Annotated in this window: 15 protein-coding genes and 1 pseudogene; 9 read left to right on the top strand and 7 right to left on the bottom strand. The window is 56.5% G+C overall.

Annotated features, from left to right (window positions below; all coding sequences use genetic code 11):
- Position 1: 1 nt before the first annotated feature.
- The 3 genes from AC4ANK_RS05720 to AC4ANK_RS05710 form a co-directional block, all read right to left on the bottom strand.
- On the bottom strand, positions 2-613 hold the full coding sequence (locus AC4ANK_RS05720; RefSeq protein ID WP_005745439.1) for a 3'-5' exonuclease: 612 nt from the start codon (positions 611-613) through the stop codon (positions 2-4).
- Between the two features lie 21 nt (positions 614-634).
- Entirely contained in the window at positions 635-1,111 is a 477-nt protein-coding gene (locus AC4ANK_RS05715) for an NYN domain-containing protein (RefSeq protein WP_002555259.1), read from the bottom strand.
- A 270-nt stretch (positions 1,112-1,381) separates the two neighbouring features.
- A complete protein-coding gene (locus tag AC4ANK_RS05710; RefSeq protein WP_002555260.1) occupies positions 1,382-2,086 on the bottom strand; it encodes a DUF2076 domain-containing protein in 705 nt (234 codons plus the stop codon).
- A gap of 197 nt (positions 2,087-2,283) precedes the next feature.
- Here AC4ANK_RS05710 and AC4ANK_RS05705 point away from each other — a divergent pair, with 197 nt between their 5' ends.
- From AC4ANK_RS05705 to AC4ANK_RS05695, 3 genes are read left to right on the top strand one after another with little or no spacing between them, the layout of a single operon-like run.
- Positions 2,284-2,946 carry a YciC family protein gene (locus AC4ANK_RS05705; RefSeq protein ID WP_002555261.1) on the top strand — a complete coding sequence of 221 codons (663 nt, stop codon included), beginning with the start codon at positions 2,284-2,286 and terminating at the stop codon, positions 2,944-2,946.
- A 33-nt stretch (positions 2,947-2,979) separates the two neighbouring features.
- Positions 2,980-4,122 carry an endonuclease/exonuclease/phosphatase family protein gene (locus AC4ANK_RS05700; protein ID WP_057446655.1) on the top strand — a complete coding sequence of 381 codons (1,143 nt, stop codon included), beginning with the start codon at positions 2,980-2,982 and terminating at the stop codon, positions 4,120-4,122.
- Between the two features lie 49 nt (positions 4,123-4,171).
- The gene (locus tag AC4ANK_RS05695; protein ID WP_002555263.1) at positions 4,172-4,573 is read left to right on the top strand and encodes a hypothetical protein; all 402 of its coding nucleotides are present in this window, start codon (positions 4,172-4,174) and stop codon (positions 4,571-4,573) included.
- Between the two features lie 121 nt (positions 4,574-4,694).
- Here the strand turns inward: AC4ANK_RS05695 and AC4ANK_RS05690 are convergent, their stop codons facing one another.
- The gene (locus AC4ANK_RS05690; protein ID WP_002555264.1) at positions 4,695-5,462 is read right to left on the bottom strand and encodes a hypothetical protein; all 768 of its coding nucleotides are present in this window, start codon (positions 5,460-5,462) and stop codon (positions 4,695-4,697) included.
- Positions 5,463-5,767: 305 nt separating this feature from the next.
- Here AC4ANK_RS05690 and AC4ANK_RS05685 point away from each other — a divergent pair, with 305 nt between their 5' ends.
- On the top strand, positions 5,768-6,016 hold the full coding sequence (locus AC4ANK_RS05685) for a hypothetical protein (RefSeq protein WP_005734855.1): 249 nt from the start codon (positions 5,768-5,770) through the stop codon (positions 6,014-6,016).
- A 174-nt stretch (positions 6,017-6,190) separates the two neighbouring features.
- On the opposite strand, the pseudogene hrpB reads toward AC4ANK_RS05685, so the two are convergent.
- Positions 6,191-8,346, bottom strand: a pseudogene (gene hrpB, locus AC4ANK_RS05680) (ATP-dependent helicase HrpB); the annotation flags it as partial.
- 65 nt (positions 8,347-8,411) lie between these two features.
- Here hrpB and AC4ANK_RS05675 point away from each other — a divergent pair.
- Positions 8,412-9,440, top strand: a complete 1,029-nt coding sequence (locus tag AC4ANK_RS05675; RefSeq protein ID WP_460383436.1) for a hypothetical protein — start codon at positions 8,412-8,414, stop codon at positions 9,438-9,440.
- 9 nt (positions 9,441-9,449) lie between these two features.
- On the opposite strand, the gene istB is transcribed toward AC4ANK_RS05675, so the two are convergent.
- Positions 9,450-10,259, bottom strand: a complete 810-nt coding sequence (istB, locus tag AC4ANK_RS05670; protein ID WP_005741073.1) for an IS21-like element ISPsy4 family helper ATPase IstB — start codon at positions 10,257-10,259, stop codon at positions 9,450-9,452.
- Complete coding sequence (gene istA, locus AC4ANK_RS05665) at positions 10,256-11,278, bottom strand: IS21-like element ISPsy4 family transposase (protein ID WP_002551322.1); 1,023 nt, start codon at positions 11,276-11,278, stop codon at positions 10,256-10,258. The genes istB and istA overlap by 4 nt, the downstream gene beginning before the upstream one ends.
- 73 nt (positions 11,279-11,351) lie before the next feature.
- Here istA and AC4ANK_RS05660 point away from each other — a divergent pair, with 73 nt between their 5' ends.
- From AC4ANK_RS05660 to AC4ANK_RS05645, 4 genes are all read left to right on the top strand, one after another.
- Positions 11,352-12,695 (top strand): hypothetical protein, encoded by a 1,344-nt coding sequence (locus AC4ANK_RS05660; RefSeq protein WP_460414683.1) that lies wholly within the window; start codon positions 11,352-11,354, stop codon positions 12,693-12,695.
- A 370-nt stretch (positions 12,696-13,065) separates the two neighbouring features.
- A complete protein-coding gene (locus AC4ANK_RS05655) occupies positions 13,066-13,815 on the top strand; it encodes an IS5 family transposase (RefSeq protein ID WP_460382697.1) in 750 nt (249 codons plus the stop codon).
- A gap of 58 nt (positions 13,816-13,873) precedes the next feature.
- Positions 13,874-14,263, top strand: a complete 390-nt coding sequence (locus AC4ANK_RS05650; protein ID WP_460383440.1) for a hypothetical protein — start codon at positions 13,874-13,876, stop codon at positions 14,261-14,263.
- A gap of 101 nt (positions 14,264-14,364) precedes the next feature.
- Complete coding sequence (locus AC4ANK_RS05645; RefSeq protein WP_082301361.1) at positions 14,365-14,790, top strand: hypothetical protein; 426 nt, start codon at positions 14,365-14,367, stop codon at positions 14,788-14,790.
- Positions 14,791-14,921: the final 131 nt, after the last annotated feature.

Below are 14,921 nucleotides of genomic sequence, written 5' to 3'. Positions count from 1 at the left end.
ATCAGAAGCCGCGCTGACGCTTGAGTGTTTCGCCGATCTTGGCGGCGGGGACTTTCTGCAGCGAGCAGAGCATCTGGTGGGAGATTGCGGCGATACCGTGGGTGTTGCGCAGTTCGTTGGTCAGATACGCCGTGAGGTTAGCGGCCATTTCCGCATCCGCCATCGCCCGGTGAGCCTTGCCGGTATTGGGCAGGCGCGCGTAGCTGGTCAGCGTGCCAAGCTTGTGATTCGGTGCGCCAGGCATCAGGCGTCGGGCCAGCAGCATCGAACAGGCGAAGCTCTGTTCGCGCTTGCGCTGAATGCGCGACAGTTCGTAGTCCCAGAACTTCTGGTCGAACGAGGCGTTGTGCGCGACCAGCGGCGTGGCGCCGACGAAATCCGCTACATCGCCCATCACCCGCTCGGCGCTGGGGGCGGTACGAATCATGTTGTTGCTGATGCCGGTCAACCCTTCGATAAACGCAGGAATACGCACCCCGGCATTCATCAGGCTCTGAAAGCGCTCGACGATACGCCCCTGCTCCATGATGACCACGGCAATCTCGGTTGCCCGGCAGCTATGGCCCGGGGAGATGCCGGTGGTTTCAAAGTCGATGACTGCAATACGTTCCAACACTGGCCTGGCCCTGTAAATTCATTTCAACAACAACGCGCCTTCGATCGGCACGTAACGGCTGGCGGCGCGGATCAACGAGTTCGCAGTCAGCCCCGGCACGCCATAGGCCACCGCCTCAACACCATGTTTGCTGATCACACGTTCGAGCAACATGTCGAAATCGCCATCACCCGACGCCAGCACGACTTCGTCCACTTGCGGCGCGAAATCCATGATATCGATGGTGATGCCGACATCCCAGTCCCCTTTCGCCGAACCGTCGCTGCGCTGGATGTACGGCTTGAGCCTGACGGTAAACCCCAGATTGCGCAGGATCTGCTGGAACTGCTGTTGTTTGCTGTCGCCACGATCGATGGCGTAGGCAAACGCGTGAACAATCTCGCCGCGCTTGCTGATATCCGCCCACAAGGCGGCGTAATTGAAATGACAGCCATGCGCCTGGCGCACGGTGTAATACAGGTTCTGCACGTCGGCGAACACCGCGATCTTCTTCACCGCAATTCCTCATGGCGGGCAACACGCCCACTGGTTACAGCGATCCGGAATGTGAATCGGCGCCCAGTATGCCAGCTTGGGAACGGAATTGAGCTTCAACTATCGTGCGACGCTCCGCGTCGCACGCATTTCTGGACGCTCCACGCCCGATCTTGAATGGGCGGCGCGGCACAGACCTGTGACGCGGAGCGTCACCCAAGGCATTCCCTCACAGGAGAGTGCGGAACGATAATTGTCTGTTCTGGAGCGCGAGAAGCGCTCACTGCGTCCTCAAACAAACGAATCATCATCAGAAAACATGTCGCCGCCATCGTCAAAGCTGTCATCGGCCGTGTACTGCTGATCCGGCTGTCCCCAACCGCCCTGATCATTGAACGAGCCGGTGTCCTGAGCCTGTGGCGCGTCGTGAATGACCTCGACGATCTCCTGCGGCTGGCTGTGGTGGCTGAACATGCTGCTGATGCCCTCTGCCAGCAGCACACCGCCCGCCACACCGGCAGCGGTCTTCAACGCACCGCCGAGAAAGCCACTGCCCGCAGCCGGAGCAGGCGCGGCATAACCGCCCTGCGGCGCTGCGGGCGCAGGGGCTGGATTGAAACCGGCACCGTCGCGCCAGCCACCACCCGACGTCTGGCCCGGCTGAGCCTGAGGCGCTCGCGAGACGCTGCTGCCGAAAATACTCGACAGAAACCCGCCGCTGGCCGGCGCTGACGAAGATTGCCCCTTGGCCTGCTGAAGCTCAGCCTGCAACTGCTGGATCTGCTCGTCGCGCTGTTTCACCTGCTGATTGAGCTGATTGACCGCAGCTTCCTGCACCAGAATCGCCTGCGTCATGTAATACGGCGCAGCGGGCTGGCGAGTCAGATGCTCCTTGATGCGCGCCTCGGCCGCAGCATCTCGCGGAGCGGATGCCGTCTCGGCGTCTTTCAGTTTCGAGAAAAGACCATCAATCAGGGTTTGCTCTTCGCTGTTCATGACCACCTCACTGAGTTGCCACTGGAATTCTTTCCTGCCGCACCGGCAGGACCATGCTCAGAAAATGGGGCCTCATCCACCCGCTTCAATGACATGAAGAAAAAGATAAGAAGATCTCGGCCCACCACCACTGCGCTTGGTTCGGCAGGGGCCATGGGCTAAAGTGTGCGCCTGCTTTTAGCCTGCGATCTATCTACATGAACCCGTTGACCGTCATCCAGGATTCGCTCTATTTCTTTCGGCGCAATCTGGGCAGCATTATGCTGCTGTGCCTGCCTGTCGTGATACTCGAGGTGCTGGCCAAACAAGCGCTGAGCAACGCCATGCCCGCCGACACGTCGCCTGCCTACGAATTGGTCATCGGGCTGTTTTTCTACCCTATCTATACAGCGGCACTGATCCTGTTTCTCGACGCACGCAGCCGTGGCGAAGACGTCTACACCCGCGACCTGCTGGCCATGGCGTTGCGCCTGTGGCCCACCTTCGCCGTGCTCTCGGCAATGAGCACTCTCCTGATCATGTTCGGCCTTTCGCTGTTCGTGGTCCCCGGCCTCTGGGTCATGATCAAGCTGGCGTTCTGTGAATACCTGCTGGTCCTGCGCAAGCTCACGCCGTTCATGGCCATGCGCGAAAGCATGCTGATGACCACCGGGCACTTCACCCGCATTCTGGTGTGCGTACTGAGCGTCTACATTCCCCTGTGGCTGCTTGAGGGCGCCAGCCTGTACCTGTTTCCGGAACCGCAAAGCGCAGCGGTTTCCGTGATCACCGACAGCATCGGCAGCTTCCTGCAACTGTTCACCACCATTGTGACGTTCCGCCTGTTCATGCTGATCAGCGAGCCCGCGCACAGGGCCTGAACCAACAGCTGACGCCAGACGCACCGATTCGGTATGCTAAATACCGAATCCCTCACCGAGCGCCAGGCGCTCCAAGTCGAGCCGATGCCACGTCTACTGCTACGTCTGACCCTGTACAGCCTGCTGCTGGTCGCCGTATTGCTGGTAATGGTTTACCAACTGACGTGGCGCCCTCCAGCTCGCGAGTTACTCCCGGCCAGCTGCAATCCTGCGGTTCAAGCGCCCAAGCTGGTGCCGGGGCAAGCCCTCAAAGTCATGACCTGGAACATCCAGTACCTGGCGGGCAAGCGCTATGTGTTCTGGTACGACATGGCCGACGGCAGCGGCCCGGACGAACGCCCGACCCATGAAGACCTTTCCTATAACCTGGATGAAGTGGCGCGGGTCATCCGTGACGAACAGCCTGACATCGTGCTGCTGCAAGGGGTCGACGATGGTGCCAAAAACTCCGATTACGAAGACCAACTGGCATTGATCAAAGAGCGAGTGGCGGACCTCTACCCCTGCAGCACGCAGGCGTTCTACTGGAAATCGGAGTTTGTACCCAACCCGCATATCTGGGGCAGCGTCGGCAGAAAACTGGCGACCCTCAGCCGCTTCCACATCGACAGTGCCGAACGCGTGCAACTGCCGGTGCCAGACGCCAACATCATCAGCCGTCAGTTCCAGCCCAAGGATGCCTTGCTGGTCAGCTACCTGCCCCTGCGTGACGGCGGCAAACTGGCCGTCATCAACACCAGCCTGACCACCGCCAGACACACCGGCGACACCGCACAAAAACAGATCGTCGCCACTGAAAAGCAGTTGGACAAACTGGAAAGCGGCGGCACACCATGGCTGATCGGCGGCGACTTCAACCTGCTGCCGCTGGGCCAATACCAGCGCCTCCCCGAAGAACAGCGCCTCGGCTACGCCGCCGACAGCGAGCTGCACGAGCTGTGGGAGAAATACCCGATGATCCCCGACAACGCCGAATCCAGCGGCATAGACCGCGGCAAATGGCTGACGCACTTCCCCAACGACAGCCGCATCAACGGGCCGGACCGGACGGTGGATTACCTGTTTTACAGCCCGAGTTTGAAGCGGGTCAGTGCGAGGGTACGGCGGGACGATACTTTGTTGATCTCTGATCATTTGCCGGTGATTGGGCGGTTTTTGTTGCCGGTTTTGCCTTGAGGGGTTCCTGCTCTGTAATCAGATAGTTTTCTAAAATAAGGATATTGAGTTGAAAAAACTTAACGTTGCTAAAACTATTTTGGGGGGCGCTGCAGCACTTTGCTTCATAACTCCCCTCTGGGCTAAAGATGGAAACGAAGCACTGGCGGCGGTAATCGATCAGCAAAAGACACAGCTTCCCATCATGCTGGACCTTATGACCCGAATAGACACGATTGCCTATGCTGATCACACCGTCCTCTACAACCTCACGATCAATGGTTACAACGGAAGGCCTGGCGAAAAAGTCTACTACGACAGCTACCTGACTCAGCAAATCCAAGGCAGCTTGTGTAAGCAGACAGCCTATCTATTGGTGCTGGAGCTGGGTAACAAAATCACTTATTCGTACTCCAGCTCGACAGGCGAGTTCATTACATCGATCACGCTTTCACGCAAAGACTGCGAGTAAAGCAACAGGTGCGTCTTTGTGCTCGCCCTGAAAAAAGACAGGACGCTCATGAGCGTCGGGTTGTAGATATGGGCCTGCGTTATAGCACGCACCTGATAATTGAAGCGTATCCCCCGCTACGTCAGTCCGCGCCGCTCCACATCGCATCAAGCGCCCGCTCAAGCGTAGGTGTCTTGATCTCGATGCCATCGCCGTACGCCGCCGTGCCACGAGCGCAGTCGATAATCACCGTGATTCCAGCACCGGTGAGCCGTCCGGGGTATTTGCGCAGGGTCAACTCAACACATGAGCAATCCAGCCAGCGTGCCTGATCGGCTGACCAGCCATTGTCTTCGAAAGCAAACACGCGGATGTCGCGCCTGATGTCGATTATCTCGGGTGGGTAAATCCATTGCGTGGCAAGTGCCTCGTAAGGCGTCGTCTGGACACGATAGCGAGCACTTGGGGACAGGGCGATCACTTCAATGCGCTCTCCGCGCATGGTGTCGCCTTCATGCTCGGAGCTGGCAAATATGGGCTCATAACCTTTCCCGGTGAACGTAAAGAATTTCGTTTTTCCATCAGCCTTCAACTGGGCCAGAGCTGCGCTCACCAACGGGAGAGACCTATCGTCAGGCTCAAGCGCTCGGTCATATCCGTCAAACTCGATACCCATAAAGTTGGCTTCATCAGCATCATCCGTGTAGCAGCGCGCGGCGAGGGACAGAGTGCCCTCCGTGAAGTAGTACATGTCGTACTCATAGTAATAGTCGTAGAAGCCGTCCTTATCCTGCTCGCTGGCGTCGATATGGTGATACCGCTCCATGCGGATTGAACCCGGGCCTTGGGATGTCCACTCGGGTTTGAGCTCGCCGTCACGGTGGTACTCACGTGAAAAGATGTTTTTCATCCAGCGCTTGATAAGGGATTTGAAAACAAATCTGGCAGTGTTCAATGTCCTTCCCTGGTTACCCGGTTGCTCGGAAACTTTCCGTGATCGATTCCTGAGTATTCGCGTGATTGAAAATACCTGAGCCGAGTGCGAATGGCAGCCCTATAGCCCGCAATAAGCTGGCGAGTCGCCGAGCATCTGAATGTCGTCCTTCAGCAACTGAAAGGGTCAAAACAGTTTGAACCGTTTTCAGACGCGCTCGCCTAATGATTAGCCTGTGGATACTCCCACAGGCTACGTGCCAATACCGGCATACCCAAAGGGTGATCAACGTGGCTAAAGACGACAAGAAAAGCAAAGGCGAAGCCTCAAAAGCCAGCAAGGATCTGAAAGACAAGAAAGCATCACCGGCCAAGAAATCTGAAGCGGCCTCGACGCTTTCCAAGTCTTCCGAAAAGAAGGACAAGAAAAAAGACGCCGAGCCAAAGAAAGCTGCCAAAAAAGCTGATAGCAAGCCAGACAAAGCCAAGAAGTCAGACAAGGCGGAAAAGCCGGTTAAAAAGAAAAAGTGATGTTTGCTGCCTGCCAGGGCGTTGCGCCCTGGTGTTCTCCGGGTCTGTTGCGTTGGGTATCCAATATCTGATCAGGTGTTTCAGACTGGGTACTTGAGCAGCAAGAGTGCGCCGCTATCCCATCGATCCCCCTCGTCTTTAGCTCACAAATAGCCTGCTGAATGCTGCGCGACTTTACGTCCCCCTCGGCTTAACCCTAGCCGTAGCCTCCGCCACCAATGGATCATCCGGCCAGTAATGCTTCGGATACCGCCCCTTCAAATCCTTCTTCACCTCAATATAGGTAGACCGCCAAAAGTTGGCCAGATCCTGCGTCACCTGCACCGGACGGCGTGCTGGAGACAGCAAATGCAGTTTCAACACCTGCCGCCCATTGGCAATGCGCGGGGTGTCAGATAACCCAAACAACTCTTGCAGCCGCACCGACAGAATCGGCGGGTGTTCGCTGTAGTCGATACGGATATTCGAGCCAGACGGCACCTGGATGGTCTGCGGGGCCTGCGCTTCCAGTTGTTGCGGCATTGGCCACGGGAGGAGGTTGCGCAGGATGGAGGACAGGTCGAGCTGGCTGAAATGGCTGAGCCGGGTGACTTTGCCCAGGTAGGGCATCAGCCAGTTTTCGAGTGTCGCCAGCAGTTGCGCGTCACTCAGGTCGGGCCATTCGCTTGCTGCGCTTTTGTCGATGTCCAGGTTGCGTAGCAGCGCGACACGCTCCTGCCACTGGCGCAGTTCGGGTGTCCACGGCAGCAGTTCCAGGCCTTTGCGACGCACCAGCGCCAGCAATGCCTGGCTGCGGGCTGCGTCATCGAGGCCGGTCAGCGGTTCGCGGCTGATAATAAGCTCGCCCGCCTTGCGCTGCCGTTCTGCGCGGAACACGCCTTCGCGCTCATCCCAGTCTATCTGGTCCACCGTGATGACCTGCTCGGCCAGCACAGAGTCGAACAGCGCTGGATCGAATTCGGCAGCGAGGTAGATGCGTTCCTCACGCTGCCCCTGACGGCTGCCTAAATCCGCGATGACCAGCCAAGGCTGCTTCATCAGTGCGTCGGCCTCGGCGAAAAGTGCCGCGCGACCGTTGGCCAAGCGATATTCAGCACCACCCGGACGACGTTGCTGTGCCACGCGATCCGGGTAGGCCAGCGCCAGTAGAGCGCCCAGCCAGCGAGAGTGATCGGGATCGCTGACCGGGCTTTTTACGGTGCCGCGCAGATTTGCCGTGCTAGCTGTTTAGCTCGCTGCACGCCGCCCTGTGCGCCACGCGCAGCACGCTCGGTGCCCGCCAGCAAGGTCAGGCGGCTGTGCAGATCGGCCCCGCCGCCGCGCAGAATATCGCGCTCGCCCAACAGTGCGGCCACGTCACACGCCAGTTCGCCCAAGCCCAATGCATGACCGCGTAGCAACAGGTGCGCGATGCGCGGATGGGCCGACAGCTCGGCCATCGCCTGACCGTGGGGCGTCAGCGCTGGCGGTTGGCCCGGCTGATTGCTCAGCGCCTCAAGCCGCACCAGCAAATCCTGCGCCTGTGCATAAGCCGCCGCTGGCGGGACATCGAGCCAAGCCAGTTGCGCAGGCATGACGCCCCAGCGCGCCAGTTGCAGCGCAAGCCCGGCGAGATCCGCCTGAAGAATTTCTGCCGCGCCGTAGGCGGCCAGTTGATCGTGTTGCGCTTCTGACCACAGCCGGTAACACACACCCGGCTCCAGCCGCCCTGCCCGTCCGGCACGCTGGGTGGCGCTGGCACGGGAGATACGCTGGGTTTCCAGACGCGTCATGCCGCTGCCCGGATCGAAACGCGGCACCCGCGCCAACCCGGCATCGATCACCACACGCACGCCGTCGATGGTCAGGCTGGTCTCTGCGATATTGGTCGCCAGCACCACTTTGCGCGTGCCCTTGGGCGCCGGTTCGATAGCAGCGCGTTGCGCATTCAGATCAAGCTCGCCATGTAAAGGGCAAAGCAGGATGTCGGCGCGTTCGCCCAGCGCTTCTGCCAGTTGCTGGTTGACCCGACGAATCTCGGCCTGCCCCGGCAGAAATACCAGCAGGCTGCCGGACTCGCTGCCCAGCGCATCCAGTACCGTCTGCACGACACGCGGCTCGATGAATTCACCCGGCTGAAAAGGACGCCCCCACTGCATCGTCACCGGAAACATCCGCCCGTCGCTGCGCACAACCGGCGCATCGTCCAGCAACGTCGCCAGCCGCTCGCCTTCCAGCGTGGCCGACATCAGCAGAACCTTCAGCGGCTGATCGTCACGAAACAGCTCACGACCATTGAGGCTCAGGGCCAATGCCAGATCAGCATCCAGACTGCGCTCTAACATTTTGTCACTTGCACTGACTTGTCAAATCAATGAGAATATAGATATCACAAGGGCTATGGACACGCAATACCGTGGATAAAAAATTGACAATCATCAAAGGAATGCTTGCCTTGGTGAACTATCCGTTCACCACCCTCCCGGAGGACGTCGTAGCCCTGATGACACGCACCTACGCTCCGATCGCCATGGACGGGATGAGCCAATTGATCAAGCTGTTCGATGCGTACTGCAACGTCACCACGGCGGAAATCACGTACCTGGGGATGTCTTCGCCCAGCTTCGAAGGCACAATTCGCGGCTTCTTGGGAGCCTTGTCAGATGACACCTTTATTGGTGTGAGCCGTGGCCTTCGAACGAGTTATGCAAAGGAATTCGTTCGGTTGATCCACGAGATGGCGAAAGACGTTCCTCTGCTTCCGACCTTTGAAGGTAAAGATGGCTGGCCTATGCCCAATGCAAAATACTGGGCAATTGCCAAAGAAAATCTCGATCCGTCAGCGGTTAGGTTTTGGAACGGCTGGCCCGTAGAAAGCGCCGACGGCAAGACTATCTACATGTCCTGTGCCAATCTTTGGATCTCTCATGGGCCGGAGTTTACGGAGCAGGTGTACAAAGCCCTTTGCCAGTGGGCGATCAAGATGCGGCGCCCAAGATGCAGTGAGTTCAGTGCATTCCTAAATTTTGTATCAGAGCGGGCCAATAGCTGGCCTGTGGAAACATTCCGAGATCCTATTCAAATCAAACACCTGTTCTTGGATTTCATGGTTTGGTACTTCAAAGACCAGCTGGCCGAAGGCAACGATCTTGCGACGGCTACAAAGTCATATGCTGCTTTCATCAACCTGATCAGTTCTACCATGCTGGCTGGGGGATCGTGGGTGAAGCCGTTCACGGGAAGTTTGCCAAAACCAAAAGTTATCAATGTTGCCGGTGTGGACACGAATAAAAAGAAGAATAGCAAAGGTGAGATCATCAAGGCGAAACTCATTACCGAGATTCCGTATGAAGTAACCGATACACAAGCTATCGAACTATTGTTTAAGCTCATCAAAGCTGACAATTGTCAACGCCAACTAAAAAGTGACCCCCTTCCGTGCTAAATCGCCAACTTAGTTTTGACCCCCCTCGGGTTCATATTTTCGAGCCGGTTCGGCCCGAGAAGATTTGGTTCCTGCTTTGCGCTTGTCCTTGAGTCGATAGCTTTCACCTGTCATCTGCACGATATGGGCATGATGTAACAGCCTGTCCAGCATGGCCGCTGTCAGTGTTTGATCATCCGCAAAGGTTCCGGCCCACTGGGTAAACGGCAAGTTACTCGTGAGGATCAGGCTGCCTTGCTCGTAGCGCTTGGCGACAACATTGAAGAACAGGTTGGCTTCATCACGACCAAACGGCAGGTAGCCGATTTCATCGATGACCAACAACCCAGGGGCCATCACCACACGACTGAAGTATTCCTTGAGCCGTTCCTGGCGGTGCGCAGCGGTCAGTTGCAGCATCAAGTCAGCCGCCGTGACGAAGCGGGTTTTGATACCGGCCATCACTGCCCGGTAGGCCAGGGCGATAGCCAGGTGGCTCTTGCCTACACCACTAGGCCCCAGGAACACGATGTTCTCGGCACGTCCAACAAAACTCAGTGCTGCCAGCTCCTGGAGCTGTGCCCGGGGGACGCCGGTGGCAAACGCGAAGTCGTATTGCTCCAGCGTTTTCACAGCGGGCAGCGCGGCAGTTTTCAGCAGGGCCTGTCGAGAGCGTTCACTTCGGGCATCGGTCTCGGCAGCCAGCAGCTTTTCGAGGAAGTCGGCAAAGCTGTCTTCGCCGCTTGCTGCTTGTTGGGCCAGGTGCGGCCAGTCCACCCCGACGCGCTCAAGCTTTAGCCCCTTGCATAGTTCTGTCAGGCGAGCATGTTGAAGGTTCATGCTCTCACCTCCAGCAGTTGCTCATAAACCGACAGCGGATGCTGCAAGCTCTCGTACGGCAGGACCCGTCCCAGGCGTAGGCCTTGGGCGGGTTGTGGGCGCAGGCTCTGTGTTGGCAGTGGTAATAGTACCTGCTGCTCTTGGGCCAGACGTACCGCCGGTTGAACACCCGTCGTGCCGTGAATCCGCTGATGAGCGACTTCGTCGAGCCATTGGCCGATATGTGCGTTGGCCGTCACCACATCCAGCGTCAGACCCGCACTCTTGAGCGTAGCGGCCAACGGGGTAATGAAACTGCCCTTCAGATACCCGTTGAAGCGCTCAACCTTGCCCTTGGTCTGGGCACGGTAAGGGCGGCAGACCTTGGGAATAAAACCAAACTCATCGGCCAGCGCAGCCAATCGGGGATGCCAACGGTGCTGGCCCTCCCCAAAAGCATCTCGCTCGGTGATGATGGTTCCGGCGTTATCAAACAATGCCTGCTCGGGCACGCCGCCAAAGTAAGCGAACGCCTCCCGAAGCCCTGTCAGCCAGGCTTCGCTGTCCTCTCGCTCGGAGAAACGGACAAAGCTTGCTCGACTAAAACCAAGTGTCGCCACGAACGCCTTAAGCGGCTGACGGCCTCGTCGAATGGTGGTGAAGTCCACCTGTATCTGCTTGCCGGGCAGTGTCTCGAAACGTACCACCGGCTCTTCTGCCTTACGTTTGAAGGGGCGAATATAAGCCTTCAGACGACTGACGCCGCCGCTGTACCCCAATGCCGTGATCTCACGCAGCAGGACGGTCGCCGGAATCCAGTGTGGGCGCGCCGCCTCAATACGCTCGTGCAGGTAGTCCTTGAAGGGGTCGATTTTGCACGGACGTGCGGGTCTCACCTTGTCACTGGGTAGCGACCGGGCCTTTCGCAGGTACTTGCGCACGGTGTTACGCGAAATACCCAGCTCACGGGCGATGAATTTGATGCCATGGCCCTGACGGGCCAACACTTTAATTTCCACAGACTGCTCCTGGGTCAACATATTGGCAGCTCAAAGCCGCCAGTTTTACCCAGGGGGGTCAATTCTAGGTTGGCGTTAGGGGGTCATTTTTACAGTGGCGGTGACAGACAATGATATTTTGTACCGCTGGGCAAATGCTCAGGCCTGGAAAACCTCGAACAACCGAAAAGCCAGAGAACGCCTAGCCAAGTCCGGAAGTTCTGACAAGGTTATCTATGCCACACATTCTCAACCCCATGATCTCAACCCTGCCGACGTGTGTGCAGCTTTCCAAGAACATGGCTTTGACTACGTCAAACGAGACTTCTCAAAGCGGTTTGGGAAAAATGTCAACCGCGAATTCTTGAATGGCTTTCTAAATGTTCCAACACCTGATGATCTGTATCCATTCAAGCTACTCCTGGTACATGCTTACCCTTGTATCACGCAATCGTTCATCGATAACTTGGAGCTATATAACGAGCAGGGCGTACTCCATGGCTTTGTGAAGCTAGAGGGCTATTATCAGCTCACTGGCTACAAAGACCGAAGAGGCGGGAAACTCAGTGAGATCAAGGTCAAGCTGACGCCTCGGGACGCGGTGCGTGTGCGGCAGGTGATCAGGGCGACACAGCCCCTGAGAGATTACCTCAGAGACCAGGACGACGACGCATGGCGATATCTTTTCATAGCCTGCTCTCGCGGCCTGACGCACCCCACGAAAATGGCAGCGACGAACTGGAGTTCAGGCACTTTGGCAACCCGCTATCAACACCTTTTCGACGAATTCTCCCCCTACCTGAACCGCCCGAGGGAGGAGGTGGAGGACTACATCTGCCGGATCTCGATTACGTCACTAAGGGCGACCAGAGCGGTTCTCACCTACATCGAGAGCAACAGCATCACGGACACAGCGAAGGCACTCGGGCATTCCGACGTGTCGCTCGATCTGCTTGAGCGCTATCTACCTGAGCCGATCCTGGCTTTTTTCCAAACAAGATGGATCCGAGTCTTTCAGAGAGGAATAATTTGCATGGCCATGAAAGACAGTAAGTATTTGCTGAAAGTCTCGAATTTTCAAACCTTCGATGAGCTTCATACCTTTCTGGAGAACAATGCATTGAAGGACATTCCAGAAAGCATGCGTGACCCAGAGGCCCTGAAGAATCCAAAGCTCTCAAGATCGTCCCCCCAGGACAAAGAAGCAGCAGATCGGGTCGTCATCTCGCTCGACGTCGGGATCTTGACCGCGTTGCTCTCCATTGAGGAAGCCGTTCGGATGTCTACCCGCCGCGATGAGATCAATGCTAAGGCGCTGTACTGGGCAAAACTGACCAGCCTTCTTGTCAACGATATCGCAGACGGGAACGAGTTTGACCTGCAGGACTACTTGGCAACCGCGCGCGGTCAAGTCGACGCAGCACAAATGGAGGCCATCATTTATGCTACTGCCGCCTGAACTCGCTTTCTTGGCCCCCCTGCTCCGATCACCTCGTGAGGAGTATAAGTCAGCAGCTTGGCTGATCAGTGACTTCGACAGCACAATATGGCAGTACTCTTTTGAGTACAAAAAGGCCCCAAAGGAGCTGGACTGGAATGTCCCTTTGTCCGATGGCAGCTCGCTTCTCGACGAAAAAAACAGAGACACGCTGTTGGGGTTTAAGTACTTCCTTACCTGTAGCACTCGCAACGAAAGTGATACTGGCGAAACTAATGATCTCAAAGGGCAACAGGCTAGGGTCTGTTCCCGTTTCGACGTAACCCATTGATCTCTATGAGAACAGGCCCGTATTGTTGGAGTTCTCACACAACACCAATACGAGCCTGCAATGCCCCGATTAATGCTCAGTGATGAGCACTGGCCGAAGCTTCGAGAAATTTTGCTGCACGAATCGATCTACAACAAGCGAGATTTGCGCACCACGGTTGAAGGCATGCTGTACCGCATGCGTGTGGGTTGCCCTTGGCGAGACCTGCCGAAAGCGTTTGGAAACTGGAGCAAGGTCTACAAGCGGTTCAATGCCTGGTCTGCTTCAGGCAAGTGGGTCAAGGTGCTTGAGGTGCTGATGACCGATCCTGACATGGAGTGGGTTTTCATTGATGGCAGTTATGTAAAGGCTCATCAGCACAGTGCAGGTGCTGCCAGCACGCAGGACCAGGCCATCGGAAAAAGCCGAGCCGGTAACACCAGCAAGATTCACCTGGCTGTAGACGCTTGTGGGCTGCCCATTGCATTTGACGTGACCGGAGGCCAGACCAATGATTGTTCGCAGGCGGCCTCGTTGATTGCCAAGATGCCCAATGCAGAAGTGATCATTGCGGACAAGGGCTACGACACTGAAGCGATACGCGCTCAGGTCGAGCAGCAAGGCAGCAAAGTGGTGATTCCACGAAAGCGCAATTCTCTGAAAGGGAACGCAGATCTGGACAAAGGGTTATATCGCAATCGACATCTCGTAGAAAACGCCTTTGCCCGGTTGAAGCATTTCCGGGCGGCGGCTTCTCGGTTCGACAAACTCAAGAGAAACTATGAAAGCGTCATAGCAATGGCCTGCGCTTTTCTGTGGCTGCCAATGTGAAACGGGAACAGACCCTAGCGAAAAGGGTAGAATATGGCTCTCGGGAGATGATCGCGAGATGCTCGAAGACTTCGGCCACTACGTTATCAACGGTAGCGAATATCTTTTGGCCTTGGCAGCAAAACTAGGAACCGGTGGCCGTGGCGGAGAAGACTACCGGCTGCGGTTACGTACCATTGGAATTCCGACCATCCTGGAAGTGGACATCCCGATTGACTTGGTTCCGCCCCTGCAGCAGTTAGAGGTAGCAAGAATGCTATTGTCCGAATGGGGGCAGCTTCGGACAAAGACACCACTCGGGATGTCATCTACCCCCTGCTACGTGGTGCGCTCGGATATTCCAAGCGAATGCATCAAGGCACATTACCACCCAGCGAGGATCAGAGACTTCCACCATTATGTACCCACCTATATCAACAAGATCGTGCGATGTGAGCACTGCCTGTGAGCCGAAATCTGACCCGGCATCTATACAAGTAAGTGGGTGGAAGCAAACCTACACAAGCCCTTGCTTAATTACAATTCAATAAGCTTTAAGATATACACGCAATGGATATTGATTTTATAACAGAAGCAGAACGAAAAAGGATGATCGCTGCAGGTTATGCCAGTACAAAACACATTTCACTGGCGTGCGCCTATGTGACTCCACAACATTTGGAGCAAGCAATTGAGCCATTAACATTCAGCTTCTTTGAAGATCACTGTGACGAACGCGCTGCCATTGATTTTTCACAAATCCCAACGCTACACCGAGTAACGCTTTATCGGGCTTTGGAGAACGCGGATGAAGTTCAAGGAATAGGTTTCGGCTTTCCTGGCATGCGGGGGCCAGGGGAGCATAAAGATCAGATCGTACCTATCAATGGCTGTGCGCTACTGCAGCTAGCACGTCACCTGTTGTCCAAGGTTCCTGCCCACGCATTTCCGAAAGGCGAGATTGATACTAAGTTCTCCATTGATCTCGGATTGTGAACGCACCATACATGTGGTCTTTGGCTTTCTTGGAGCTGCTGACGCACATGCCCACTTGGAACCTTCCGCTCACTTTGGCTCGGCGGCGGTTTCGGGGACGTGGCACCTACCGGGGGTGGGGCTAACTACCA

Source organism: Pseudomonas sp. Pmew2 (genome assembly GCF_058129885.1).
This window is presented reverse-complemented; position numbering and strand designations above follow the sequence as displayed.

Bases quoted from the DNA above. Each gene is read 5' to 3' on its own strand.
- AC4ANK_RS05645 (WP_082301361.1), top strand. From the start codon at position 14,365: ATGGATATTGATTTTATAACAGAAGCAGAACGAAAAAGGATGATCGCT.
- AC4ANK_RS05650 (WP_460383440.1), top strand. From the start codon at position 13,874: ATGCTCGAAGACTTCGGCCACTACGTTATCAACGGTAGCGAATATCTT.
- AC4ANK_RS05690 (WP_002555264.1), bottom strand. From the start codon at position 5,462: ATGAAAAACATCTTTTCACGTGAGTACCACCGTGACGGCGAGCTCAAA.
- AC4ANK_RS05705 (WP_002555261.1), top strand. From the start codon at position 2,284: ATGAACCCGTTGACCGTCATCCAGGATTCGCTCTATTTCTTTCGGCGC.
- AC4ANK_RS05710 (WP_002555260.1), bottom strand. From the start codon at position 2,086: ATGAACAGCGAAGAGCAAACCCTGATTGATGGTCTTTTCTCGAAACTG.
- AC4ANK_RS05655 (WP_460382697.1), top strand. From the start codon at position 13,066: ATGCCCCGATTAATGCTCAGTGATGAGCACTGGCCGAAGCTTCGAGAA.
- istA (WP_002551322.1), bottom strand. From the start codon at position 11,278: ATGTTGACCCAGGAGCAGTCTGTGGAAATTAAAGTGTTGGCCCGTCAG.
- AC4ANK_RS05700 (WP_057446655.1), top strand. From the start codon at position 2,980: ATGCTAAATACCGAATCCCTCACCGAGCGCCAGGCGCTCCAAGTCGAG.
- istB (WP_005741073.1), bottom strand. From the start codon at position 10,259: ATGAACCTTCAACATGCTCGCCTGACAGAACTATGCAAGGGGCTAAAG.